At 72.6% G+C, this 24108-nt stretch carries 20 protein-coding genes; 4 read left to right on the top strand and 16 right to left on the bottom strand.

All coding sequences use genetic code 11. The features are described from left to right. Window positions 1-219: 219 nt before the first annotated feature. Together AB0P06_RS31240 and AB0P06_RS31235 are read right to left on the bottom strand one after the other, a co-directional pair. Window positions 220-1002, bottom strand: coding sequence for an ABC transporter permease (locus tag AB0P06_RS31240; RefSeq protein WP_363613279.1), 783 nt, complete (start codon window positions 1000-1002; stop codon window positions 220-222). Continuing rightward, a complete protein-coding gene (locus AB0P06_RS31235) occupies window positions 999-1940 on the bottom strand; it encodes an ATP-binding cassette domain-containing protein (RefSeq protein WP_363613277.1) in 942 nt (313 codons plus the stop codon). The genes AB0P06_RS31240 and AB0P06_RS31235 overlap by 4 nt, the downstream gene beginning before the upstream one ends. A 189-nt stretch (window positions 1941-2129) precedes the next feature. On the opposite strand from AB0P06_RS31235, the gene AB0P06_RS31230 reads away from it, so the two are divergent. Then, window positions 2130-3353, top strand: a complete 1224-nt coding sequence (locus AB0P06_RS31230; RefSeq protein WP_363613275.1) for a histidine kinase — start codon at window positions 2130-2132, stop codon at window positions 3351-3353. Beyond that, on the top strand, window positions 3350-4036 hold the full coding sequence (locus tag AB0P06_RS31225; protein ID WP_363613273.1) for a response regulator transcription factor: 687 nt from the start codon (window positions 3350-3352) through the stop codon (window positions 4034-4036). Before AB0P06_RS31230 ends, AB0P06_RS31225 begins: the two co-directional genes overlap by 4 nt. An 82-nt stretch (window positions 4037-4118) precedes the next feature. On the opposite strand, the gene AB0P06_RS31220 is transcribed toward AB0P06_RS31225, so the two are convergent. The 5 genes from AB0P06_RS31220 to AB0P06_RS31200 all read right to left on the bottom strand — a co-directional run bounded on the left by AB0P06_RS31220 (window position 4119) and on the right by AB0P06_RS31200 (window position 10222). Beyond that, on the bottom strand, window positions 4119-5903 hold the full coding sequence (locus AB0P06_RS31220) for a glycoside hydrolase family 15 protein (protein WP_363613271.1): 1785 nt from the start codon (window positions 5901-5903) through the stop codon (window positions 4119-4121). Window positions 5904-5958: 55 nt separating this feature from the next. Further along, window positions 5959-6852: a carbohydrate ABC transporter permease gene (locus AB0P06_RS31215; protein WP_363613269.1), complete on the bottom strand. Its 894-nt coding sequence runs from the start codon at window positions 6850-6852 to the stop codon at window positions 5959-5961. Then, complete coding sequence (locus AB0P06_RS31210) at window positions 6839-7918, bottom strand: sugar ABC transporter permease (protein ID WP_363613267.1); 1080 nt, start codon at window positions 7916-7918, stop codon at window positions 6839-6841. The genes AB0P06_RS31215 and AB0P06_RS31210 overlap by 14 nt, the downstream gene beginning before the upstream one ends. Then, window positions 7908-9158 (bottom strand): extracellular solute-binding protein, encoded by a 1251-nt coding sequence (locus tag AB0P06_RS31205; protein WP_363613265.1) that lies wholly within the window; start codon window positions 9156-9158, stop codon window positions 7908-7910. The genes AB0P06_RS31210 and AB0P06_RS31205 overlap by 11 nt, the downstream gene beginning before the upstream one ends. A gap of 71 nt (window positions 9159-9229) precedes the next feature. Next, window positions 9230-10222, bottom strand: coding sequence for a substrate-binding domain-containing protein (locus tag AB0P06_RS31200; RefSeq protein ID WP_363613263.1), 993 nt, complete (start codon window positions 10220-10222; stop codon window positions 9230-9232). Between the two features lie 210 nt (window positions 10223-10432). Here AB0P06_RS31200 and AB0P06_RS31195 point away from each other — a divergent pair, with 210 nt between their 5' ends. After that, window positions 10433-12490 (top strand): glycogen debranching N-terminal domain-containing protein, encoded by a 2058-nt coding sequence (locus AB0P06_RS31195; RefSeq protein WP_363613261.1) that lies wholly within the window; start codon window positions 10433-10435, stop codon window positions 12488-12490. 233 nt (window positions 12491-12723) lie between these two features. Here the strand turns inward: AB0P06_RS31195 and AB0P06_RS31190 are convergent, their stop codons facing one another. The 9 genes from AB0P06_RS31190 to AB0P06_RS31150 all read right to left on the bottom strand — a co-directional run bounded on the left by AB0P06_RS31190 (window position 12724) and on the right by AB0P06_RS31150 (window position 22898). Continuing rightward, window positions 12724-13257, bottom strand: a complete 534-nt coding sequence (locus AB0P06_RS31190) for a histidine phosphatase family protein (RefSeq protein WP_363613259.1) — start codon at window positions 13255-13257, stop codon at window positions 12724-12726. Window positions 13258-13458: 201 nt separating this feature from the next. Continuing rightward, complete coding sequence (locus AB0P06_RS31185) at window positions 13459-14010, bottom strand: hypothetical protein (protein ID WP_363613257.1); 552 nt, start codon at window positions 14008-14010, stop codon at window positions 13459-13461. A gap of 130 nt (window positions 14011-14140) precedes the next feature. Continuing rightward, on the bottom strand, window positions 14141-15157 hold the full coding sequence (locus AB0P06_RS31180; RefSeq protein WP_363613255.1) for a BadF/BadG/BcrA/BcrD ATPase family protein: 1017 nt from the start codon (window positions 15155-15157) through the stop codon (window positions 14141-14143). A 114-nt stretch (window positions 15158-15271) separates the two neighbouring features. Then, window positions 15272-16561 (bottom strand): 6-phospho-beta-glucosidase, encoded by a 1290-nt coding sequence (locus AB0P06_RS31175; protein WP_363613253.1) that lies wholly within the window; start codon window positions 16559-16561, stop codon window positions 15272-15274. Beyond that, window positions 16561-17478, bottom strand: coding sequence for a carbohydrate ABC transporter permease (locus AB0P06_RS31170; protein ID WP_363613251.1), 918 nt, complete (start codon window positions 17476-17478; stop codon window positions 16561-16563). The genes AB0P06_RS31175 and AB0P06_RS31170 overlap by 1 nt, the downstream gene beginning before the upstream one ends. A gap of 21 nt (window positions 17479-17499) precedes the next feature. Next, on the bottom strand, window positions 17500-18498 hold the full coding sequence (locus tag AB0P06_RS31165) for a sugar ABC transporter permease (protein WP_363613249.1): 999 nt from the start codon (window positions 18496-18498) through the stop codon (window positions 17500-17502). An 18-nt stretch (window positions 18499-18516) separates the two neighbouring features. Next, window positions 18517-19869 carry an ABC transporter substrate-binding protein gene (locus tag AB0P06_RS31160; RefSeq protein WP_363613247.1) on the bottom strand — a complete coding sequence of 451 codons (1353 nt, stop codon included), beginning with the start codon at window positions 19867-19869 and terminating at the stop codon, window positions 18517-18519. 212 nt (window positions 19870-20081) lie between these two features. Then, entirely contained in the window at window positions 20082-21278 is a 1197-nt protein-coding gene (locus tag AB0P06_RS31155) for an ROK family transcriptional regulator (protein ID WP_363613245.1), read from the bottom strand. Between the two features lie 366 nt (window positions 21279-21644). Beyond that, a complete protein-coding gene (locus AB0P06_RS31150; protein WP_363613243.1) occupies window positions 21645-22898 on the bottom strand; it encodes a mechanosensitive ion channel family protein in 1254 nt (417 codons plus the stop codon). 437 nt (window positions 22899-23335) lie between these two features. Here AB0P06_RS31150 and AB0P06_RS31145 point away from each other — a divergent pair, with 437 nt between their 5' ends. Then, on the top strand, window positions 23336-23980 hold the full coding sequence (locus AB0P06_RS31145; protein WP_363613241.1) for an HNH endonuclease: 645 nt from the start codon (window positions 23336-23338) through the stop codon (window positions 23978-23980). The last annotated feature ends 128 nt before the right edge of the window (window positions 23981-24108 follow it).

Genomic DNA, 24108 nt, shown 5'->3' with positions numbered 1-24108 from the left:
TTGACCGGTGCCTACCTGATCAACCTCGGCTCGGCCCGTACCTCCCAGGTCCTGCGGATCACCGAACTCCTGCGAAAGGGCCTGCTCCATGAGCGACAGGCCGGCCAGGGCTGAACTCCTCCGCCCCCACGGCCGGCGAGCCGTCTGAAACGCGGAACGGGAAGTCGGCGGGTCCGACTTCCCGTTCGGGGCCCCTCCAGGCAGCAGCCGGCCGGCCGGCTACGCGTCGCGACGGCTGAGGGTGAGGGCGGCCGCGGTGAGGGCGGCGGCGAGGTAGGCGGCGAGGGCCGCGAAGCAGCCGGCCGCGCCGAGCCGGGTGTCGCCGCCGGCCGAGGCGACGGTGGTGCCCAGACCCTCGAAGGCGCTCTGCAGGCCGAACCTCGAAACGCCGTCACCGAACGGCGCGAGCAGCATCGGCGACAGGAAGAAGAGGCCGAACAGCGCCGCGACCGCGCCGGCGGTGTGCCGGATGACGAAGCCGAGCGCGAGGCCGATGAGGGCGAACGCCGACAGGAACACCCCGCAGCCGACGACCGCGCGCAGCACGCCGGGGGCGGAGAGCGACACCGCGAGGTGCTTGCCGTCGATGGCCCGCTGACCGAGCAGGAAGGTCAGGAACGCCAGGACCTGTCCGAGCAGCGTGGACGCGCCGCCGACGACCAGGGCCTTGGCGGCGAGCACCTGGCCGCGCCGGGGCACGGCCGCCAGGGTGGTGCGGATCTGGCCGGTGGTGTACTCGCTGGAGGCGGCCAGGGTCCCCAGGGTGCCGATCGCCAGGACGGCGACGTAGAAGCCGCCGGAGAAGCCGTACCGGACCGGGTCGAAGCGGGCGCGCTGCTCGGCGGTCCAGGCGTCCCAGTTGTCGGCGGCGCTGCCGTAGTCGATCAGGCCGATGAACAGTGCGGCGGCCAGCGCGACGAGCGCGGACAGGTAGGTCGCGCGGACGCTGCGCAGTTTGACCCACTCTCCGGCCAGGGCGCCACGGGTGGTCGGGGCGGTCATGTCTGCTTCCTCCTGAACATCGCGGCGGCGCCGGTCCGGGCGGCGCGGTAGTCGACCGCGTCGCCGGTGACGTCCATGAACGCCTGCTCCAAGGAGGCGTGCCGGACGGTGAGTTCGTGGACGCCGAGGCGGTGCGTGGCGGCCAGGTCGCCGATCGACGCCGGTTCCAGTCCGCTGACGGCCAGCGCTCCGCCGGGCTCCTCCGCCACGGCCGCCCCGGCCCCGCGCAGCAGCCCGGCCAGCGCGGCCGGCTGCGAGGTGCGGACCAGGACGTCGGTGCGCGCGTTGTCGCCGAGGAACTCGGCGGTGGGCTGGTCGGCGACGAGCCGCCCGCGGCCGATGATGACCAGGTGGTCGGCGGTGACGGCCATCTCGCTCATCAGGTGGCTGGAGATCAGGACCGTCCGGCCCTCGGCGGCCAGGTCCTTCATCAGGCCGCGGATCCAGTGGACGCCCTCGGGGTCGAGGCCGTTGACCGGCTCGTCGAACAGCAGGACCGGCGGATCGCCGAGCAGGGCGCCGGCGATGCCGAGGCGCTGCTTCATGCCCAGGGAGAACCGCCCGACCCCGCGTCGGGCCACCTGCTCCAGACCGGTACGGGCCAGCACCTCGCGGACCCGGCGGGCGCCGATGCCGTTGGTGACGGCGATCCCGAGCAGGTGGTGGTAGGCCGAGCGGGACGGGTGGACGGCGCCGGCGTCCAGCAGCGCCCCGACCTCGCGCAGCGGGTACCGCATCGAGGCGTACGGCCGGTCGTTGACGAGTGCCCGACCTCGGGTCGGGGCATCCAGGCCCAGGATCATCCGCAGCGTCGTGGACTTGCCCGCGCCGTTCGGCCCGAGGAATCCGGTGACCCGCCCCGGCCGGACGGTGAAGGACAGCCCGTCCACCGCGACGGCGTCCCCGTAGCGCTTGGTGAGGTCGCGTACCTCGATCATCGTCGTGCCTTTCCGTCGACGTGGTTCCACTGACGTGGCTCCCCTGACGGCTCCACGCTCCCGTCCACGCCCGGCCCGGTCGTCCCACCGCGGGCGGAACCGCCGCCTCCCGCGGGGCCCGGCCTCTGCCCGTGGTCATAGGCCTGCCAGGGGATGCCGCGACCGCGGGCCCGCCGATAGCCTGGGGAAATGTCCAACGCCCCGCACCCGCCGGTGACCAAGAGGCTGCGTCGCGGCCAGTGGGTGGCGATCGACGTGATGTTCTCCCTGGTCCTGACCCTGATCACCTGGGTGCGGGTGCTGGACGCCTACCGGGTGTTCGACCCGCACCACCGGGGATACCCGAAGCCGGCCCCGGCCGAGCTGGTGACGGTGCTGGGGTGCGTGGTGGCGGTGGGCGTGGCCATGGGGCTGCGCCGGCTCGGCCCGCTGTTCGCGGCCGGGGCGGTCTTCGCCGCGTGGGCGGTCGTCGTCGTGGTGGCCGGGCAGCTGACCATCGCCAACCTGGCCGGCTTCCAGGTGGAGATCGCCGCGATGACGACCGTCTACCTGGTGGCGGCGACCCGCCCGCCGCGCCTCGGCGCCGCCGTCATGGTGCTCGGCCTGGTCGGCGCCGGGCTGAGCGAGTTCGGCTCGCGGGAGCTGTGGAACAACCTGGTGCTGGCCGCGCTGGCGGTGGTCACGGCCTGGTCGCTCGGCTCCGCGCTGGCCCGCTACCGCTCGTACAGTGCCGCGCTGCGCGAGCACCAGGCCGACGTCGCCAAGGCCGAACTCGCCCAGGAGCGGATCCAGTTGGCCAGGGAGCTGCACGACGTCATCGCGCACAGCATGAGCGTGGTCAACGTCCAGGCCGGCTACGGCCGTTTCGTCATCGGCCGGGACCCGGCACAGGCCGAGCAGGCGCTGGCCGCGATCCAGGCGGTGAGCCGGGACGCCATGGTGGAGATGCGCGGACTGCTGACCGTCCTGCGCGACGCCGGTGCCGAGGCCGCCGTGCCGCCCCCCGCGCCCCGCCTGGCCGACCTGGACCGGCTGGTGGCGAGCTGCGCCGAGGCCGGGCTGAAGGTCGAGCTGCGGGTGCGCGGCCAAGTCCGGGAGCTGTCTGCGGGGGTGGAGCTGTCCGCGTTCCGGATCGTCCAGGAGACGCTGACCAACGTCGTCAAGCACGCACACGCCGCGTCGGCCCGGGTGAACGTCGACTACGGGGAGGAGGCGCTGGCGCTGGAGGTGACCGACGCCGGGCGCGGCGGGCCGGTCGAGGCCGGCGGGCACGGCCTGGCCGGGATGGCCGAGCGGGTCGGGCTGTACGAGGGCACGCTGGACGCCGGTCCGCTGCCCGGCGGCGGGTTCCGGGTCCGCGCCGTCCTCCCGCTGACCGGGCCGGCCGGTGCGCCCGGGGCGGATGCGGCATGAGCGACGGTCCGCCGATCCGCGTCGTCGTCGCCGACGACCAGACCCTGGTGCGCGTCGGCCTGAGCGGGATCGTCGCCGCCGCCGACGGCTTCGAGGTCGTCGGCGAGGCCGCCGACGGCGCCCAGGCCGTCCGGCTGGCCCGCGTCGAGCACCCGGACGTGGTGCTGATGGACATCCGGATGCCCGGCACGGACGGTCTGGAGGCCACCCGGCTGATCACCGCCGACAGCGGCGTGCGCATCCTGATCCTCACCACCTTCGACCTCGACGAGTACATCTACGGCGCGCTGCGCGCCGGGGCCTCCGGCTTCCTGCTCAAGTCCACCCCGCCGGAGGACCTGCTGGCCGCGATCCGGGTGGTCGCCGCCGGTGAGGCCCTGCTCGCCCCCAGCGTCACCCGCCGACTGATCCGCGAGTTCGCCACCCGGCCCACGCCGTCGCCGGCCGGTGCCCGGGGCGGTGAACAGGAGCGGCTGCTGCGGGTGATCACCGGGCGGGAGGCGGAGGTGCTGACGCTGATCGGGCGCGGGCTGACCAACACCGAGATCGCCGAGGAGCTGTACGTCAGCACCGGCACGGTCAAGACCCATGTCGGGCACCTGCTGGCCAAGCTCGCCGCCCGGGACCGCGTCCAACTGGTGATCACCGCCTACCGCGCCGGACTGGTGGACCCGTCGGCCTGACACCCCCGGACTCCGCCGGAAACGCGGAAGGGGAAGTCGGACCGGCCGACTTCCCCTTCCGCGCGCTCGTTCCAGGCCGGGCTCAGCTGAGCCGCAGGGCGGTGTCGATCAGCGGGACGTGGCTGAACGCCTGCGGGAAGTTGCCGACCTGGCGCTTCTCGCGCGGGTCCCACTCCTCGGCGAGCAGGCCGAGGTCGTTGCGGATGGCCAGCAGCTTGTCGAAGAGCTCGTGTGCCTCGTCGGCCCGCCCGATCATCGCCAGGGCGTCGGCCAGCCAGAACGAGCAGGCCAGGAAGGCGCCCTCGTCGCCGGGCAGGCCGTCCACGCCCCCGCTGGTGGGGTAGCGGAGCACGAAGCCGTCCGGGGTGGAGAGTTCGCGCTGGATCGCCTCGACGGTGCCGATGACGCGCTTGTCGTCCGGCGGGAGGAAGCCGACCTGGGGGATCAGCAGCAGCGAGGCGTCCAGCTCCCGCGAACCGTAGGACTGGGTGAAGGTGTTGCGCTCCGCGTCGTAGCCGTGGGTGCAGACGTCCTGGTGGATGGTGTCGCGCAGCGTGCGCCAGCGCTCCAACGGGCCCTCGTGGGGCGTCTGTTCCAGCAGCTTGATGGTGCGGTCGACGGCGACCCAGGCCATCACCTTGGAGTGGACGAAGTGGCGGCGCGGGCCGCGCACCTCCCAGATGCCCTCGTCCGGCTCGCGCCAGTGCTCCTCCAGCCAGGAGATCAGCCGGAGTTGCAGCAGGTGGGCGTGGTCGTCGCGGGCCAGTCCGGTGCTGTGGGCGAGGTGCAGGGCCTCGACGACCTCGCCGTAGACGTCGAGCTGGAGCTGCCCGGCCGCGCCGTTGCCGACCCGGACGGGCCGGGAGCCCTCGTAGCCCGGCAGCCAGTCGAGCTCGGACTCGGCCAACTCCCTTTCCCCGGCGATGCCGTACATGATCTGCAGGTTCTCCGGGTCCCCGGCCACCGCGCGCAGCAGCCACTCGCGCCAGGCGCGGGCCTCGTCGCGGTAGCCGGTGCGCAGCAGTGAGGAGAGGGTGATGGTGGCGTCGCGCAGCCAGGTGTAGCGGTAGTCCCAGTTGCGGACGCCGCCGATGGACTCGGGCAGTGAGGTGGTGGGGGCGGCGACGATGCCACCAGTCGGGGCGTAGGTGAGGGCCTTGAGGGTGATCAGCGAGCGGATCACGGCCTCGCGGTAGGGGCCCTGGTAGGTGCACTGGCCGGCCCAGTCGCGCCAGAACTCCTCGGTGACGGCCAGCGCCTCCTCGGCGTCCGGGGCCTTCGGCGCGTCCAGGTGGGAGGCCTGCCAGGTGAGCGCGAAGGCGATCCGCTCACCGGCGGTGACGGTGAAGTCGGCGTAGGTGGTGAGGTCCTGGCCGTAGGTCTCGGCCTCGCCGTCCAGCCACACCGAGTCGGGCCCGGCGACGGCGACCGTACGGGTCTGGTCACCGTCCGAGACCTTGCGCACCCAGGGCACGATCCGGCCGTAGCTGAACCGCATCCGCAGCGCCGAGCGCATCCGGACGGTGCCGGCCACGCCCTCGACGATCCGGATCAGCTGCGGGGCGGTGCCGCGCGGCGGCATGAAGTCGACCACCCGGACGGTGCCTTCGGCGGTGTCCCACTCCTGCTCCAGCACCAGCGAGTCGCCCCGGTAGCGGCGCCGGCCGGCGGGCGGTGCGTCGGCCGACGGCGCGCCGGCCGGGCCGATCCGCCAGAAGCCGTGCTCGTCCGTCCCCAGGAGGCCGGCGAAGACGGCGGGGGAGTCGAAGCGGGGCAGGCAGAGCCAGTCGACCGAGCCGTCCCGGCCGACCAGGGCGGCGGTCTGCATGTCGCCGATCAGCGCGTAGTCCTCGATACGGGCGGCCACGTGGTTCTCCAGGATGGTTCAGGGGTCGGTCGGTACGGCGGACGGGCGGCCGGGTTCACTCCTTGAGCGAGCCCGAGTTGGCGCCGCGCACGAAGTAGCGCTGGAAGCAGAAGAAGAGGATCGCGACGGGGATGGTGGAGACCAGCGCCGCCGCCAGCTTGAGCGGGTACTGCGTCCCGGAGCCGAGCCCGCCGGAGACGAAGTGCGCCAGACCGGTGGTCAGGGTGTCGTGCTCGCTGGACTGGGTGGAGACCAGGAAGTGCGTGAACTCGTTCCACGAGCCCTGGAAGGAGAGCACGGTGAGCGTGATCAGCGAGGGGCGGGACATCGGCAGGACGACGGACCAGAAGACGCGCAGGACACCGGCGCCGTCGATGCGGGCGGCCTCCTCGATCTCGCGCGGCACCGACTCGAAGAACTGCTTCATGATGAAGATGCCCGCGGCGTCGACGAGCAGCGGCAGGATCATGCCGCTGTAGGTGTCGAACATGCCGAAGCTCTTCAGCACCAGGAACTTCGGGATCAGCAGCACGACGCCCGGGACGGCCATCACCGCGAGCACGAAGGCGAACAGCAGCCGGCGGCCGGGGAACCGGAGCCGGGCCAGGGCGTAGCCCGCCATCGAGTCGAACAGCACCCGCCCGGCCGTGACCAGGACGGCGATCACCGTGGAGTTGCCCAGCCAGGTCAGGAACGGGACGTTCGCGACGCCGTCCGCCAGACCGAAGAGCCGCCGGTACGCGGCGAGCGTCCCGTCGCCCGGGAACAGCGACATCGGGTTGGCGGCCGCCTCCGGGTCGGTCTTGAAGCTGTTCGCCAGCTGGAGGAGGAACGGCAGCAGATAGAGCAGCGCGAACCCGGCCAGGGCCGTGTAGCCCAGGATCCGTACCGGCCTCGGGAAGCGGCCGAGGACCGGCTGCTCCTGTTCGGGCTTGTCAGCGTGTGGCACGGCCGGCTCCCTTCGGCTGCCGCTTCGGCTTGGCGTCCCGCTCGCGCAGGACCCAGCGCTGCAGGGCCGTGAGCAGCAGGATGATGGCGAGCAGGACGAACGCGATGGCGGCGCCCTGCCCGTAGTCGGCGTTGTCGAAGCCGGCCGAGTAGGACAGGTACGCGGGCGTCAGCGTGGTGTTGCCGGGGGCGCCCTTGCCCATCACATAGACCTGGTCGAAGACCTGCCAGGTGGAGATCAGCCCGAGGGTGAGGACCAGGAAGAGCACCGGCCGCAGCGCGGGCAGCGTGACGTGGCGCAGCAGCTGGCGCCGGTTGACGCCGTCCAGCGCGGCGGCCTCCTCCAGTTCGCGGGGGATGTTCTGCAGGGCCGCGAGGAAGATCAGCATGAAGGTGCCGGAGGTCGTCCAGACGGCCATCAGGATGAGGGTGCACATCGCCACCGACGGACCGGAGAACCACTCCGACCAGGAGAGGCCCAGCGGGCCGTGGCCCGCCGAACCCCCGCCCTGCGCGGGGCCGGAGACGCCGAACCAGCCGAGGACGACCCAGACGATGCCACGTGGATCGGCGAACCAGTTCGGGCCCTTCACGCCCAGCCAGCCCAGCATCCGGTTGACGGCGCCGCTGCCCTGGAAGAGGAAGAGGAAGACCGTCGAGATCGCGATCGAGCTGGTGACCGAGGGGAAGTAGAAGACCGTCCGCAGCGCTCCCTTGCCGCGCAGCATCCGCTGGTTGACCATGATGGCGAGGAAGAGCGCCAGCACCGTCTGGAGCGGCACCGTGAGCACCACGTAGTACAGCGTGTTGCGCATCGAGGTGGCGAAGAGGGCGCGGTCCAGCCCGTCCTCGGTGAACAGGTTGCGGTAGTTCTGCAGTCCGACGAAGTCGGCCTGGCCGCTGAACGGGTTGGACTGGCCGTCCCAGTGCAGCAGGCTCACCCAGAGCGCCATCAGGATCGGCAGGACGAGGAACAGGCCGAGGACCAGGACCATGGGGCTGACGAACAGCCAGCCCCATGCTCCCTCACGCAGGCTTCGTCGGCCCGGCGTGCTGTTACTTGGCATTCTTCAGGGCCTGCTCGCCGTTGCGCTGGAGGTTGGCGAGGATGGTCGCCGGGTCGCCGGTCTTCAGCGACTGCAGATCGGTGTTGAACTGCGTGAGCACCTGGTTGAAGCCGGGGATGGTCACCGGCGCCTGGGAGTGGGCGACCCCGTCGACCCAGGCCTTGGACTGTGGGTACTTCTCGGCGTAGGTGGCCAGCGCGCTGGTGCGCGAGGGCATCACGCCGAAGGCGTCGGCGAAGTTCATCTGCTGGTTCGCCGAGGTCAGGTGCTTGACCAGGTCGACGCCGGCGGCCTGGTGCTGGCTCTTGGCGGCGATGCCCCAGCAGTTGCTGAACGCGAGGGTGCCCTGGCCCGCCGGGCCGGCGGGCAGCGGGAGCACCTTGTAGGAGAGGTCCGGGTAGTCGGCGGCCATCGCGCCCTTGAGCCAGTTGCCCTCGATGGTCATCGCGGCCTTGCCCTTGCCGAGCGCCTCGCCGCCCCAGCCGGCGTCCACCTCGGCCACGTACTTGGCCGAGCCGGCCTTCATCATGGACTGCACGTACTCCAGGGCCTGCTTGTTGGCCGGGCTGTCGGCGGTCATCGTGGTCTGCTCGGGGTTGGTGATCCAGCCGCCGGCCTGCTTCATCAGCGCGCCGAGCCGCTGGTAGTCCGGGGCGACGACCAGACCGGTCGTCCCGTCCTTGGTCAGCTTGGCGGCGTCGTCGGAGAGCTGCTGCCAGCTGGTGGGGTAGTCGGCCTCGGTCAGCCCGGCCTGCTGCCAGAGCGTGGTGTTGATCGCCAGCGCGAGGGTGGAGCTGTCCTTGGGCAGGCAGGTGAGCTTGCCGTCGTAGCTGAACGCCTTGCGCAGCTGCTCGGAGAAGTCCGAGGCGTCGGGGATCTGGTCCCCGTAGGCGTACAGCGAGCCGCCCTTGGCGTAGTTCGCGAACTGGTCGGAGTTGACGTAGAAGAGGTCCGGCGGGTTGCCGCCGGCGAACGCCTGGCCGAGCTGCTGGTTGATGTCGCTGGCGATCTGCACCGTGACGGTGTTGCCGGTCTGCTTGGCCCAGTCGGCGGTGGCGGCCTTGACCGCGGCGGTCTCGGCGTCGCCGGAGGTGGCTATCAGCACGTTCAGGCTCTGGCCTTCGCCGGAGGCCTGCGTGGCCGGTGAGTCGCTGAAGCCGCCGGAGGAGGAGCAGCCGGTGACGGCGCCGAGGGCGACGACCGCGCAGATGGCCGCGGCGAGGGTGCGAGTGGTGGCCATGCAGGTTCTCCTTGCGAGGGTGGGGGGTGCTTGGAGGGGGGATGGAGGGCGAAGCGGACCGGGCCGGGCGGTCAGACGCTGTCGCGGAGGACCAGCGTGGGAGCGAGCAGCACGTGCTCGGTCGGGCGCCGGGCGTCGCCGAGGCGTTCCAGGAGCAGCCGCATGCACTCGCGGCCCACCGCGTCGAGCGGCTGGGCGAGGCTGGACAGCGCGGGGAAGAGCGCCGGGGCGATGGGGGAGTCGTCGAAGCCGATGACGGCCGCGTCCGGGCCGGGCGTGCGGCCGCTGCGGCGGAGCGCCTGGTACCAGCCGACGGCGAGGGTGTCGCTCGCCGCCACCGCGGCGGTCGCACCGCCCGCGAGCAGCCGCTCGGCGGCCTCGGTGGCGCTCGCGGGGTCGTCCAGGCTCTCGACCCGGCGGCCCCGGACGGAGAGGCCCAGCTCGCGCATGGTGGTCTGCCAGCCGCGGGCACGGTCGTCACCGACGCCGGAGCCCTTCGGCCAGCCGAGGAAGCCGATCTTCTCGTGGCCCTGCCCGGCCAGTCGGCGGACGGACGCCGCGGTGCCGGCCGCACCGTCGACGTCGACCCAGTCGCCGACGTCCCGGCCGGACCAGGTACGGCCGAAGGCGACGAACGGGACGCCGCGGTCGTGCAGCCAGCCCTGACGCCGGTCGCCGCGATCGGTGCCGCTCAGGACGAATCCGTCGGCCCCGTGCTCGTCCAGTAGCCGCTGGTAGCAGCCCAGTTCGTCGTCCCCGGGGGTGGCGGCGAACAGCACCACCCGGTAGCCCGCCTGGTCGGCGGCCTCGGAGAGGGAGTGCAGGAACTGGTCGAGCACCGGGGTCGGGGCGCCCGCCAGGCTCGGCCGGATGCCGTAGCCGATGAGCTTGCTGGCCCTGGTCCGCAGCGCCTGGGCGGCCCGGTGCGGCCGGTAGCCGAGCTCGTCGATCGCGCGCTGGACCCGCTCCAGCGTCTGCGGGCGGAGCAGTTCGGGGGAGTTGATGGCGTTGGAGACCGTCTGACGGGCCACGCCCGCCCGGGCGGCGACCATCTCGAGCGTCACCGACGAGCCCGCCTTCGGCGCGGGGGAGGAGCTTGCAGGCATGGCGGTGGTCCCGGGGTTCGGTCTCGTTCGGCGAATTACTTGGAGCGTTCCAAGACGGTGTTCCATTAGCCCCACCAGGGGGGTTAGTGTTTTGGAACGCTCCAATGACAGAAAGGTTGCGCCCGGATGGAAGCAACTGTCAAGCCCCAAAACGAGGATGCCGAGGCCATGTCAGAGATCAGCCTGCAGCCGTTTCTGCACGACGCCCAGCTCTCGGTGGCCGCCCCGAGCTTCTGCGCCTCGCGCTCGGACGGCCAGGTCGGCGGCGGCGCGGACGGCTTCTACCACGGCGACCGACGGTTCCTCTCGCGCCTGGAGATCGGCGTCCCGGGCGTTCCCAACGCACCCGTCGCCACCGCGCAGGGCGACGACGGACAGACCACCTTCGTCACCGTGCTGCGCGGCCTCGCCGAGCTGACCGCCGACCCGGCCGTCACCCTGGAACGCCGCCGCGAGCTCCGGCCCGGCCGCCTCACCGAGCGCTACACCGTCCGCAACGCGGGCGGCCTCACCGCCCGGCTCCGCCTCGACCTGCGCGCGGAGAGCGACTTCGCCGCCATGGACGAGGTCAAGGCCGGCCGCGACGTCCCCGCCACCGCGCCCGCCGCCCACCAGGACGGCCTCCGCTGGTCCGAAGGACCGCTCACCGCCACCCTCACCGTCTCACCGGCACCCGACCACCGCGCCACCGACACCGGTGTCCTGGGCTTCGACCTCGAACTCGCGCCCGGCGCCAGCTGGCAGGCCGTCCTGGAGTGCACCGCCGAACACCGCGACGGCGACCTCTTCCCCGCGCCCTCCGCCGGCGCCGCCCCGTGGAACACCCCCGAGGTGACCGGACGGGACCACCACCTCGCCCACTGGATCGACCGCTCCCACCGCGACCTGCGCGGACTCCTGCTCTCCGACCCGCTGCGGCCCGAGGACCACTTCCTCGGCGCCGGAGCACCCTGGTTCCTCACCCTGTTCGGCCGGGACCCCCTCTGGGCGGCCCGGATGATGCTCCCGTTCGGCACCGACCTCGCCGCCGGGACGCTGCGCACCCTGGCCCGCCGGCAGGGGCGGGCCGTCGACCCGGCGACCGAGGAGCAGCCCGGCAAGATCCTCCACGAGGTCCGCCGCGAGGAGCAGCACCTCGACGCCGGCTCCCAACTGCCGCCCTGCTACTACGGAACCGCCGACGCCACCCCGCTCTGGATCACCCTGCTGCACGACGCCTGGCGCTGGGGCCTGCCCGGGGACCAGGTCGAGGAACTGCTGCCGTACGCCGAATCCGCGCTGACCTGGCTGGAGCACCACGCCGACGCCGACGGCGACGGCTTCCTGGAGTACGTGGACACCTCCGGCACCGGCCTGTCCAACCAGGGCTGGAAGGACTCCTCCGACAGCATCCGCTTCCGCGACGGCCGGATCGCCGACGCGCCCATCGCGCTCAGCGAGGTGCAGGGCTACGCCCACGAGGCCGCCGTCGCGGCGGCCACGCTGCTGGACGCCTTCGGCCGGCCGGGCGCCGACCGCTGGCGGCAGTGGGCGGAGGACCTGCGGCTGCGCTTCCGCGCCCACTTCTGGGCCGAGGACGCCCACGGCCCGTACCCGGTCGTCGCCCTCGACCGGGACAAGCGGAAGGTCGACTCCATCGCCTCCAACATGGGGCACCTCCTCGGCACCGGCCTGCTCGACGAGGAGGAGAGCGCGCTGGTCGCCCGGCGGCTCACCGCCCCGGGCATGGACAGCGGCTTCGGCCTGCGCACCCTCGACGCCGACGCGGCCGGCTTCAACCCGCTCGGCTACCACACCGGTTCGGTCTGGCCGCACGACAGCGCCATCGCCGTCCACGGCCTGGCCCGCGCGGGCCTGCACGACGCCGCCGCGCCGCTGGCCGCCGGTCTGGTCCGCGCCGCGGCGGCCTTCGACCAGCGGCTCCCCGAGCTGTTCGCCGGCCACCCCCGCGGCCAGTACGCCCGACCGGTCCCGTACCCGGCGTCCTGCCGGCCCCAGGCCTGGGCCGCGGCCTCCTCCGTGCTGGTCCTCCAGGCACTGCTCGGCCTGGAGGCCGACGCGCCCAACCGGCGGCTGCGGGTCCGCTCCCACATCACGCCCGGGTACGAGGCACTGCGCGTGACCGGTCTGACGGTGGCGGGCCTGCCGATCGAGGTGTCGACCGACCACACCGGGGCGATCGACCTCCGCGCGCCGGAGGGCTTCACGACCACGACCGGGCACTGACCCGCACCCGGGCCCCGGCGGCATGCCGTTCTCCCCGCACGCCCCCGTGCCGGACGAGCGGCAGGCCGCCGCGTCCTGGGTACCGAGGCGGTCGGCGACCCCGGCCCGAGCCCAGGCCGACCGGACCGCCCGCGACCGCCCGCGACCGCCTGGTCTTCGGCCCCTGCCCGCGCACGGCGGCAGCGGTGTAGCACCGCCGGCCCGACTCCGTACCCGGCAAGGGCCGCTGGGCGTCAGCCCTGCGGGGTCCAGTAGCCGACGAGCCGCGCGCTGCCGGGCCCGAGGCTCTTCCAGGAGCCGCTGAACGCCAGGACGGCGACGGCGGCGGTGGGGAACTCCGACCGCTCCATGCGGGCGCGCAGGTCTCCCTCCGCCTCCCCGGCGAGGGTGTCGGCCAGCGCGTGCATCTCGGGATTGTGGCCGACCACGAGCAGGTCGTTCACCTCGTCGGAGGTCCCGTTCACGAGCGCGATCAGCCCGCCGAGCCCGCCCTCGTCGTGGCCGGGCGTGTAGAGCGCCTCCTCGTAGCCGGCCGCGGGCTTCTCCGGAAACTCCTGGGCCATCAACTCCCAGGTCTCCCTGGTGCGGACGGCGTCGGAGACACGCGCCAGACCGGGCGTGAGGCCGGACCCGGCGAGCCACCGCCCGGCGAGCGGCGCGTCCGTGCGGCCCTGGTCGTCCAGGTGGCGCTCGTGGTCGACCTGTGTCTCCCGCTCGGCCCGCGCATGACGGACCACAATGATCCTTCGAGTGGCGTCGGTGGTCATCGGCGATCTCCGTCCTCCCTCACGCGGCGCGCGATGGGATCGATTACGACACGTTCCGTCCACCAACGATACAAAGCCGCCCGGCGAGATGATCATTGGCCGGCGTCACTGATCGGGCATCACCACCGGTCGCACCATGGGGAGAAGCCCACCGCTCCACCGGCCCGGGACGCCGTCCCCGGGGCAGGACCTCATGAGCCCTCAGGGGTGGTACAGCTCCCCGATCCGCATGATCCGGCCGCGTGAGTCCAGCACCACGTCGTAGTCGCTGCCGTAGCAGCCGTACGGGGGCTCGGGTTCGCGGTCCGCGAGGCAGTCGTCGAGGTGGTCGACCAGCTCCGGCACCGGTACCGGCCTCGCCGGTTCGGCGTGTTCCAGATCGACCAGGGTGGCGGTCGCGGTGGCGGCGAAGGTGTAGCGGGCGGGGGAGCCGGTGGGCTCGTAGTAGCCGTCGTCGGGGATGTCCGGGCCGCAGACGAACCGGGTGGGGCGGGCGGTGAGCTGGTCGCGGGCCACGGTGACCACCTGGAGGACGCGGTGGCCGGGGCGTTCGGCGGCGGTGGTGCAGGCGGCGGCCGCGGGGGAGACCAGGGCGACGGCCGGACCGTCGGCACCGTCGCCGTCGTCGTCACCGTCGTCGAACTCGCCGGCGGCGGCCACCGTCGGGTCCTCGTCCACCGGGGTGCAGGCGGAGAGGCAGAGGGCGGCCGTACAGAGCAGCAGGGCGGCGAGCAGCAGACGGGGCGCGGTCATGACGCAAGTCTCCCTGGGGCGTGACCGGATTCGGCACCTCCGTACACGACGCCCGCCCCGGCCGCGGTTCCACGCGGGCCGCCCCCGACGGGTGTGCGGACCGGTCGGGGGCGGAGTGTCCGGACGGGCGTTACGCCGCGACGGGCCGTGCGGTGTCGTACGCCTCGCGGAGCCGGGACTGCGCCCCGGCGCCGGCGCCCAGGTGGTCCAGGCCCAGCAGCGCCGCGCCCAGGACGGGCGGAGCGACCACGACCCGCGGCTCGGCCAGCGGGGCGGCGGCGGCCAGCCGGGCCGTCAGGTTGTCGAGCAGCAGCGGCTGCCGGGAGGCGAGCACGCCGCCGCCCAGCACCAGCGGCGTGGGCGAGTCCAGCAGGTCGAGCCGCCGCAGCGCGACGACGGCCAGCCGGGTGATCTCGTCGGCCTGCCGGTCGATCAGCTCCAGCGCCACCGGGTCGCCCTCCTCGGCGACCGCGAACAGCACCCGGACGATCTCGTGCATCCGCGCCGACGGCAGGTGTCCGAGGTGGATGGCCTCGGCGACCGTGCCCGTGCTCGGCAGGCCGAAGTGCTCGGCGATGGCCCGGGCGAGCGCGGTCGGGCCGCCGCGGCCGTCCTCGGCGCGGACGGCGTGCCACATGCTGCTGACGGCGAGGCCGGCGCCGCCGCCCCAGTCGCCGGTGAGTTCGCCGAGGGCGGGGAAGCGGGCGGTGCGGCCGTCGGGGAGCAGGCCGACGCAGTTGATGCCGGCGCCGCAGACGACGGCGACGCCGCGCGGGCCGTCGGTGCCGGCCCGCAGCAGGCCGAAGGTGTCGTTGGCGACGGTGTTGCTGACGCCCCAGGGGTGCGACTCCAGGGCGGTGCGCAGCGCCTCCTCCTCCACCGGGAGGTCGGCGTTGGCGAGGCAGGCGCTGACGTGGGTGGTCAGGATGCCGTTCAGGGAGAGCCCGGCCGCGGCGGCCGCCTCCTCGACCAGCGGTGCGAGACCGGCCACGGCCGCCGCGCCGCCGGTCTTCTGCGGTGTGAAGCCGCCGCCCCGGGCGGAGCCGTGGACGGTGCCGTCGGCGCCGATCAGGGCGACGTCGGTCTTGGAGTTGCCCGCGTCGATGGCGAGAACGCCGGGCAGAAGTGGTTCGGGCTGGTGGGTCATCAGGTCCCCGCGGCTCGTACGTGGCCCGGCCGTTGTCCCCGGCCGGGGGTGGTCGGTCTCCTCGCGGCCCGGCCCGTGGCCCCGGTGGGGGCGCGGGCCGGGCACGCGGGCGCCTCAGGCCCAGGCGAGGTGCTCGCGGTTGTGCGCGAGCAGCCGGTCCGTCAGCTGGTCGGCGAGTTCGATCTGGCCGACCAGCGGGTGGGCGAGCAGGGCGTCGAAGACCCGGTCGCGACCGCCGCGCAGGGCGGCGTCGAGCGCGAGGTGCTCGTAGCAGGTCACGGCGGCGATCAGGCCGGCGTACAGCGGCTCGACGGCCCGCTGGGGCAGCGGGCGCACACCGGCCGCGTCCACCTCGGCCGGCACCTCGATGACGGCGTCGTCGGGCAGGAACGGCAGCACGCCGTCGTTGCGGGTGTTGACGACCTGGACGGAGGTCCGGCCGTCGGTGCCCAGCAGGGAGGCGATCAGCTGCACCGCGGCCTCGGAGTAGAACGCGCCGCCGCGCTTGCCCAGCAGCTCCGGCTTGGTGTCCAGGGCCGGGTCGGCGTACATCTCCAGCAGCTGCCGCTCGATCTCGGCGACCTCGGCCGCCCGCGAGCCCTTCTCCTTGAGCTCCTGGACCACCACGTCGTGCTGGTAGAAGTAGCGCAGGTAGTAGGACGGGACGACGCCGAGCCGTTCGATGACGGGCTGCGGCAGGTGCAGGTCGGCCGCGATCTCCTTGCCGTACGTGCCCAGCAGCTCGGGCAGCACCTCGCGCCCGGTGGACGCGCCCGGGGCGTCGAGCAGGGTGACGCCGCGCTCCCAGGTCAGGTGGTTGAGGCCGACGTGGTCCAGGCGGATCAGCTCGGGGTCGACGCCGAGGTGTCCGGCGAAGCGGCGCTGGAAGCCGATCGCCACGTTGCAGAGGCCGACGGCCTTGTGCCCGGCGTTCCGCAGGGCCCGGGTGACGATGCCGACGGGGTTGGTGAAGTCGACGATCCAGGCGTCGGGGTTGGTGCGGCGGACCTTCTCGGCGATGTCCAGCACCACCGGGACGGTGCGCAGCGCCTTCGCCAGGCCGCCGGCCCCGGTGGTCTCCTGGCCGACGCAGCCGCACTCCAGCGGCCAGGTCTCGTCCCGGTTGCGGGCGGCCTGTCCGCCGACCCGCAGCTGGAGCAGCACCGCGTCGGCGTCGGCGACACCGGCCTCGACGTCGGTGGTGGTCGTCACGACCGCGCCGTGGCCCTGCTTGGCGAAGATCCGCCGGGCCAGCCCGCCGATCAGCTCCAGCCGGTCGGCGGCCGGGTCGATCAGGACGAGTTCGCCGATCGGCAGGGTGTCGCGCAACCGGGCGAAGCCGTCGATCAGCTCCGGGGTGTACGTCGATCCGCCGCCTACGATGGCCAGCTTGAGTGCGGACATCAGCCCTTGACCCCTGTCAGTGTCACGCCTTCGATGAAGGCCTTCTGTGCGAAGAAGAAGAGGATGATCACCGGTGCCATCACCAGCAGGGTGGCGGCCATGGTGAGGTTCCAGTTGGTGTGGTGGGCGCTCTTGAAGGACTCCAGCCCGTAGGAGAGCGTCCAGGCGCTGGGCTTGTTGCTGGCGTAGATCTGCGGGCCGAAGTAGTCGTTCCAGGCGTAGAAGAACTGGAACAGCGCCACGGCGGCGATGGCCGGCTTGGCCATCGGCAGCACGACCTTGAGCAGGGTGCGCAGGTCGCCGCAGCCGTCGATCCGGGCCGCCTCGATGTACTCCTTGGGGATGGTCAGCAGGAACTGGCGCAGCAGGAAGATCGAGAAGGCGTCGCCGAAGGCCATCGGGATGATCAGCGGCCAGAGGGTGCCGGTGAGGTGCATCTGCTTCGACCAGAACAGGTACATCGGGATGATGGTGACCTGCGGCGGCAGCATCATCATCGAGATGACGGCCATCAGGGCCAGATTGCGGCCCCTGAAACGGAACTTGGCGAGCGCGTACGCCACCGGGAGGCTGGAGACGATGGTCAGGACGGTGCCGAGACCGGCGTACAGCAGGGTGTTGCGCCACCAGGTGAGGAAGCCGGGGGTCTCCCATACCGTGCGGTAGTTGCCCCACTCCCAGGAGGTGGGCCAGTAGTTGGTGGTGAGCGCCTGACTGTCCGTCATCACCGAGGTGAGAAAGGCGAAGACGAACGGCAGCAGGAAGAACAGCGTGGCGGCGATGGCCAGCGAGTGGACGGCGACCCAGTTGAGCGCCGCGCGGCGGCGGGCGGCCCGGGCGGCGGCGCCGCGCGGGCCTGAGGTGCCCGAAGTGCCAGACGGTGTACGGGGCTTGGTGAGCGTGGTGCTGAGAGTCATGGTGGGGTCCTCACTGGTCCGCTAGTCGTCGCTCGCCATGAAGCCGGACTTGCGGCGCAGCAGGAGCGAGGTGACGGCCATCGCGATGGCGAACAGCACGAGGGCGACCACGCAGGCCGCGCCGTTGTTGAAGCGCTGGAAGCCGAGGTTGTAGACCATCTGCGGCAGGGTCCAGGTGGAGCCCTGCGGGAAGCCGGGCTCGAACTGCTGCCCGGAGTTGCCCGCGATGCCGCCGGCGACCTTCCCCGCGACGATCGCCTGGGTGTAGTACTGCATGCTCTGGATGACGCCGGTGACCACCGAGAACATGATGATCGGCGAGATGTTCGGCAGCGTGACGTAGCGGAAGCGCTGGAACGGTCCGGCGCCGTCGAGTTCGGCCGCCTCGTACTGCTCCCTGGGGACGTCCAGCAGGGACGCCATGAAGATGACCATCAGGTCGCCGATGCCCCACATGGCGAGCATGGTGAGCGCGGGCTTCGACCAGTCGGGGTCGGCGAACCAGCCGGGCTGCGGCAGCCCCAGTTCGCCGAGGAAGTGGTTGACCGGGCCGGTGCCGGGGTTGAGCAGGAAGGCGAAGGCCACCGTGGCGGCCACCGGCGGGGCCAGGTACGGCAGGTAGAACGCGGTGCGGAAGAAGCCGGCGCCGGTCTTCACCTTGGTGATGAGCAGCCCGATGCCGAGGCCGAACACCACCCGCAGGGAGACCATGATGACGACGAGCCAGAGGGTGTTGCGCAGGCCCTGCCAGAAGAACGGGTAGTCGTTGAAGACGTAGTCCCAGTTCTTCAGGCCGTTGAAGGTGGGGGCCCCGAAACCGTTGTACTTCATGAAGGAGAAGTAGACGGTGGAGATCAGCGGGTACAGGAAGAAGACGCAGAAGCCGATCAGCCAGGGGGAGAGGAAGGCGAGGGTGCGGGCCGCCTCCCGGCGGCGCTTCCGGCGCAGCAGGTGCTGCGAGGAGAGCGCCGCCGGGTCGGTCGGTCCGGTGCCCTTGCGGGTGCCGAACGCGAGTGACATGGGAGCTCCGTCCGGCCCTTACTTGGCCTGGGCGATGGCGGCGTCGATCTCCTTGGCGGTGGCGGTGAGGCCGGCCTGGAGGTCGCTCTGCTTGCCGGACTCGTACGCGTAGCCGAGGTTCTGCAGCGACACGATGTAGCCGCCGCCGTTGACGCTCGCCGGGGTGGTGCCCGAGTGCGCGTTCTTGGCGATGTCGAGGAAGGTCTTGAAGTTGGCGTCGCTGATCAGCTTCGGCGAGTCGAGCGCGGCGAAGGTGCTCGGCACGTTGTGGATCGCGTTGGCGAAGCTGACCACCGCGTCGGTGTCGGTGGTCAGGTACTTGACGAGCTCCCAGGCGGCGGCCTGCTTCTTGCTGCTGCTGGCGATGCCGACGATGGTGCCGGTCTGGTAGCCGCGGCCCCAGCTGTCGGCCTGGTCGTCCGGCACCGGGAACGGCGCGGTGGCCCACTCGAAGTCCGGCTTGTCGGCGGCCAGCGAGGCGGTGCGCCACTCGCCGTCCAGGGCCATCGCGACCTGGCCGGTGTGGAAGGGGTTCTTGGCGCTGAACTCCTCGCCGAAGGTGGAGCGGTACTTCTCCAGCTTGTCGAAGCCGCCGAGCTTGTCGACCAGGCCCTTCTGCCAGTTGAGCATCGTGGCGACCTTCGGGTCGGTGGCGATGCTGGACTTGCCGTCGGTGCCGAAGTACGTCGGGCCGTACTGGCCGAGGAAGTGCTCGACGGTGGTCTCGTAGCCGTGGTAGGTCGGCATGAAGCCGAGCTGCTTGAAGCCGTCGCCGTCGGCGATGGTCAGCCTGACGGCGGCGTCGGCGAACTCGCTGAAGGTCTTCGGCGGCGTGGTGATGCCGGCCTTGGTGAACGCGGCCTTGTTGTAGTACAGGCCGAAGGCGTCACCGAGCAGCGGCAGGGAGCACTGGTTGCCCTGGAACTGCGTGTAGTTGAGCATCGCGGCCGGGAAGGTCTTCGCGGTGTCGATCTTGTCCTTGTCGAGGAAGGGCTTCAGGTCGGCGAAGGCCTTCGTCGAGCAGAACATGCCGACGTTGTTGGTGGTGAAGGAGGAGACCACGTCCGGGGCCTCGTCACCGCCGGCCCGCAGGGCCTGGTTGACCTTGTCGTCGGCGATGTTGGGGACGGCCTTGACGTGGATGTTCGGGTGGGCCTTCTCGAAGGCGGCGATGTTGTCGTTGATCGCCTTCACCTCGGAGTCCTGGCTCCAGCCGTGCCAGAAGGTGATGGTGACGTCCTTGCCGCTGGCGGAGTCGTCGTTGCCGCCGTCGTCGTTGCTGCCGGTGCAGGCGGTGGCGAGCAGGGCCAGCACGGCGCTGCCGGCGACGGCGGCGAACGTACGGCGTCCTCTGCGGGAGGTGGTGTGCACTTCGAGGTCCTCCTGGGGGTGCGCGGGCAGGCGTCATTGCCTCGGGTCCCGCGTTCGGGGGTTGGGGGAGAGGTTTCAGGTGCAGTGCTGGTGGTGGTGCGAGGCGGTGCCGGGTGGTGCCGGGTGGTGCGTGGTGCCGGTGGTGCCTGGTGCGGGCGGGAGCGTCGGTGGGCGGATCAGAGGGTGGGTCGGCAGGTGGACCAGTGGGCGGGTCAGTGAGTGGAGAAGACCGCCTCGCGGGCGGCCGCCAGCGCGCGTTGCAGCGCGCCGAGCAGGACGGGCGAGCCCGGCAGGGCGCTGCTGCGGACTTCCGGCCGGGCGATCGAGATCCGGGCCAGCTCCTCCTCGACGAGCGCGCGCAGCCGTTCGCCGCCCGCACTCGGCACACCGCCGGAGACCACCACGAGCTGGGGGTCCACGACGGCGACGATCACGGCCAGTCCGACGGCGAGCCGGCCGGCCAGGGCGGCGAGGAACTCGTCGCCGGCGCCCGGGGTCTCCAGGGCCCGCGCGAGCGACTCCTCCGCGGTGGGCGCGCCGAGCCCGTGCTCCCGGGCCAGCGCCCGGACGGCGGGTGCGCCGACCAGTTCCTGGAACCCGCCGGAGTTGCGGCGGCGCACGTCCCGCACGACCGGTGAGCCGGGCACCGGCATGTAGCCGACCTCCCCGGCGCCGCCGGTGAACCCGCGGTGCAGCCGGCCGGCGATCACGATCGCGGCGCCGGTGCCCTCGCCGGCCCAGAGCAGGACGAAGTCCTCGAAGCCCAGCGCCGCACCGGAGGCCTGCTCGGCGACGGCGGCGAGGTTCACGTCGTTCTCGATCGACACCGGCGCGCCGATCGCCTCCGAGAGCTCCTGGACGAGTCTCGGCGAGTGCCAGCCGGGCAGGTGGGAGGCGTAGCGGAGCTTGCCGGTGACCGGGTCGGGGGCGCCGCCGACGCCGATCACCACGGCGCGCAGGCTGTCCTCGGCGAGCCCGGCGGCGTGGACGGTCCCGGCGACCGCCTCGGCGACCCGGGGGACGACGCCGGCCGCGGGCCAGCCCTTGGTGGGCACCACGTGCTCGGCGAGGGTGGTGCCGGTGATGTCGGCGACCGCTATCCGGACATGGCTGGTGGTGACGTCCAGTCCGGCGACGTAGCCGGCGGCCGGATTCACCTGGTACAGCTGCGCGTTGGGGCCGGGGCCGCCCGCGGTGGTGCCCACCGGCAGCACCAGCCCGGCCGCCTCCAGGCGGGCCAGCAGCTGGGAGGCGGTGGGCTTGGAGAGGCCGGTCAGGGTGCCGATCTGGGTACGGGAGAGCGGCCCGTTCTCCAGCAGCAGTTCGAGGGCGGCGCGGTCGTTGATGGCGCGCAGCAGGCTGGGGGTGCCGGCGAGGGGGGTTCGGGCGGAGCCGATGGTCCTGGTCACGCCTCGATCCTCCTCTTTCGGCCGGTGGTGGCGGGTGTCCGGGGGGCGCGGTCGAGTGACGCGCCGGTGCCCGGGACGAACCGTCGGGCGAACTGTTAGGAAACTTTCCAGTTCGCTTGTGACAGGACCGTATGACCCCGCCAGAGGGGTGTCAATGGCCCTCCGGCCGGTGGATGCCGAAGCGTTACCCGGGCGCGCGGGACCGTTACCCGGGCGCGTCGAAGCGTGAGCCCGCGCACGCGGGGCCTGCTCGCGCCCCGCCCCGGTCCGCCGTGCCCGCACACGCGAGAGCCCCGCTCCCCCTGGGCGAAGGGGGGCGGGGCTCGGCGGTGTACGAACGGACCCGGCCCGGAGCCGGGCGGCCGGTCAGGGCGCCTTGGCGCCGTCCTCGGCGGGCCGCACCGGTGCCGGTATCGGCGCCGTCGCCAGGGAGCGCGGCGACGCCGGGTCCGCCAGCGCGGACGGCGGCGCGGCATCGGCGGGCGTGGTCGCCGAGGCGGTCGTCAGCACCACCGCGGCGGCGGCCGTGCCGGTGGCCGCTCCGGTGTCGGCGGCCGCCGCCGGGACCTCCTCCTTGACCTTGATCCCGGCCAGGTCGAAGGCCGTCTTCAGCCGCTGCCGCAGCGCCCGCGCCACCATCGGCGCCTTGCCCGGCGCCGTCCTGGCCTCGACCCGCAGCACCACCGAGTCCACCGCCACCGACTCCACGCCCAGGATCGAGACCGGCGCCCAGACCAGCTCGTCGAACGGCGCCTCCTTGGCCAGCGCCTCCGCCGTCTCCTGGATCAGCGCCTCGACCTGGACGAGGTCCTCCCGGTAGCCGACCTGCACGTCCACCGAGGCCGTCGACCAGCCCTGGCTCATATTGGCGATCCGCTTCACCTCGCCGTTGCGGATGTACCAGATCTCGCCGTTCGCGCCGCGCAGCTTGGTCACCCGCAGGCCGACCTCCAGCACCGTGCCGGAGGCCACCCCGGTGTCGATCTCGTCGCCGACGCCGTACTGGTCCTCCATGATCATGAAGACCCCGGAGAGGAAGTCCGTCACCAGGTTGCGCGCGCCGAAACCGATCGCCACACCGGCCACACCGGCGCTGGCCAGCAGCGGTGCCAGATTGACCCCGAGCGCCGAGAGCACCATCAGCGCCGCCGTGCCCAGGATGGAGAACGACGCCACGCTGCGCAGCACCGAACCGATCGCCTCCGAGCGCTGCTGCCGGCGCTCCGGGTTGACCACCCCAGTGTTGGCCAGCAGCCCGCCGAGCCGGCCCGGCTCGTCGTCGGCCTCGCCCGGCTTGATCATCCGGGCGATCAGCTGGGTGATCAGCTTGCGCACCACGGCCCGCAGCACCAGGGCCAGCACGATGATGAAGACGATCCGCACCCCGCCGGCCAGCCAGTCCTGCCAGTGCGAGTCGAGCCAGCCGGCCGCCTGCCTGGTGGTGTCGCTGACCTCCTGCGCGCTGGTGGGGATTCTGAGGTCGAGCTGCGGCAGCTCGGGCGCCGTGGGGCTCGGGGACGGGCTCGGCGTCGTGGACGAGGCTGTGGTCGCCGAGAGCGCCGCGGCCGTGAGCTTCGTGGACGCGTCGGCGAGGAGGCCGGCGGCACCGGACCAGGACACGTGCGGGACCTTCCTGCAGGGAGCGTGGCGGGCCCGCCGGCAGTGGCGGTGGTCGCCCCGGGGCCTGCGGACCGTCCGCCTTAGCCTATCCGCCGCCGAACCACCCGTCGGACACGCCGACGGCGCGCGGACCAGGCCCGGACGCCCCGTCAACGCACCGTCGCGCCCCCCACACCACCCCGTCGGCGGCGGTCACGCCGCTGCTCCGACCGGCCGAGCCGTCCCCCGGGAGGGCGCCCGGGTGCAACCCGTCCTTCGCCCGGGCATACCGGGTATGACAGAAGCCACACCCGGAGTTCACGTCAGGTCCGTTACACAGGAGTGGTGGCGCCGTACAAAGGCGTAAGGCGACACTGGGGGAGATCACGCACCCGCTGTGTGATCCAACCGCTCGTCCCGGCGCGAGCCACGCGCCGCAGGCGTCCAAGGAGGCATCCGTGCCGCATGTCCTGGTCCTCAACGCGTCCTACGAGCCACTCGGCGTCGTATCGATGCGCCGCGCACTCATCCTGGTCCTCAACCACAAGGCGGTCAGCCTGGAGGACTCGGGAGTCACTCTGCACAGCGCCACCAGCGCCCTTCCGGCGCCGTCCGTCGTCCGTCTGACCCGCTTCGTCCGGGTCCCGTTCTGCGGGCCCGTCCCGCTCACCCGCCGGGCGCTGTTCGCCCGTGACCACGGCCGTTGTGTCTACTGCGGGGCCGCCGCCACCAGCGTCGACCACGTCATCCCGCGCAGCCGGGGCGGCCAGCACCGGTGGGACAACGTGGTGGCCGCCTGCCGCCGCTGCAACCACACCAAGGCCGACCGCCACCTCACCGAACTCGGCTGGCGGATGAAGCGCCCACCGGCCCCGCCCAGCGGGCTGGCCTGGCGCATCATCGGCACCGGGATCAAGGACCCGCGCTGGCGGCCCTATCTGGAGCCCTACGGCGGCGGCGACCTGATGCGCGCCCCGCAGTGGGGCGAGTACGAGCACCACGACCATACCGAGGCCGCGCACCCCGTGCCCCTCGGCCGGGCGCACTCCGCCCACCAGCCCCCCGTCCGCCGCGGTGAGCATCCCGAACCGCTCTCCGCCTGATCCCGCTCCACAAGGGCTTGCCCGTCATATCTCCGGTACGCCTCATGGGCCGCCGCGCACCCCGCCCCGGGGAGCGCGGCGGCCCGCCGTCCGGGGCCTGCCGCGGACTCCGCGACGGACTGCGCCGC

The organism is Kitasatospora sp. NPDC088351, assembly GCF_040685575.1.
Lineage (GTDB): Bacteria > Actinomycetota > Actinomycetes > Streptomycetales > Streptomycetaceae > Kitasatospora.
Note: the sequence above shows the minus strand (reverse complement) of the source record. Positions and strands in the feature narration are given on the sequence as shown.

What these genes read in the sequence shown, in the direction of transcription:
- AB0P06_RS31165 (WP_363613249.1), bottom strand. Translation starts at nt 18,498, where the DNA reads ATGTCACTCGCGTTCGGCACCCGCAAGGGCACCGGACCGACCGACCCG.
- AB0P06_RS31185 (WP_363613257.1), bottom strand. Translation starts at nt 14,010, where the DNA reads ATGACCGCGCCCCGTCTGCTGCTCGCCGCCCTGCTGCTCTGTACGGCC.
- AB0P06_RS31175 (WP_363613253.1), bottom strand. Translation starts at nt 16,561, where the DNA reads ATGTCCGCACTCAAGCTGGCCATCGTAGGCGGCGGATCGACGTACACC.
- AB0P06_RS31235 (WP_363613277.1), bottom strand. Translation starts at nt 1,940, where the DNA reads ATGATCGAGGTACGCGACCTCACCAAGCGCTACGGGGACGCCGTCGCG.
- AB0P06_RS31205 (WP_363613265.1), bottom strand. Translation starts at nt 9,158, where the DNA reads ATGGCCACCACTCGCACCCTCGCCGCGGCCATCTGCGCGGTCGTCGCC.
- AB0P06_RS31190 (WP_363613259.1), bottom strand. Translation starts at nt 13,257, where the DNA reads ATGACCACCGACGCCACTCGAAGGATCATTGTGGTCCGTCATGCGCGG.
- AB0P06_RS31230 (WP_363613275.1), top strand. Translation starts at nt 2,130, where the DNA reads ATGTCCAACGCCCCGCACCCGCCGGTGACCAAGAGGCTGCGTCGCGGC.
- AB0P06_RS31210 (WP_363613267.1), bottom strand. Translation starts at nt 7,918, where the DNA reads ATGCCAAGTAACAGCACGCCGGGCCGACGAAGCCTGCGTGAGGGAGCA.
- AB0P06_RS31180 (WP_363613255.1), bottom strand. Translation starts at nt 15,157, where the DNA reads ATGACCCACCAGCCCGAACCACTTCTGCCCGGCGTTCTCGCCATCGAC.
- AB0P06_RS31195 (WP_363613261.1), top strand. Translation starts at nt 10,433, where the DNA reads ATGTCAGAGATCAGCCTGCAGCCGTTTCTGCACGACGCCCAGCTCTCG.
- AB0P06_RS31225 (WP_363613273.1), top strand. Translation starts at nt 3,350, where the DNA reads ATGAGCGACGGTCCGCCGATCCGCGTCGTCGTCGCCGACGACCAGACC.
- AB0P06_RS31170 (WP_363613251.1), bottom strand. Translation starts at nt 17,478, where the DNA reads ATGACTCTCAGCACCACGCTCACCAAGCCCCGTACACCGTCTGGCACT.
- AB0P06_RS31240 (WP_363613279.1), bottom strand. Translation starts at nt 1,002, where the DNA reads ATGACCGCCCCGACCACCCGTGGCGCCCTGGCCGGAGAGTGGGTCAAA.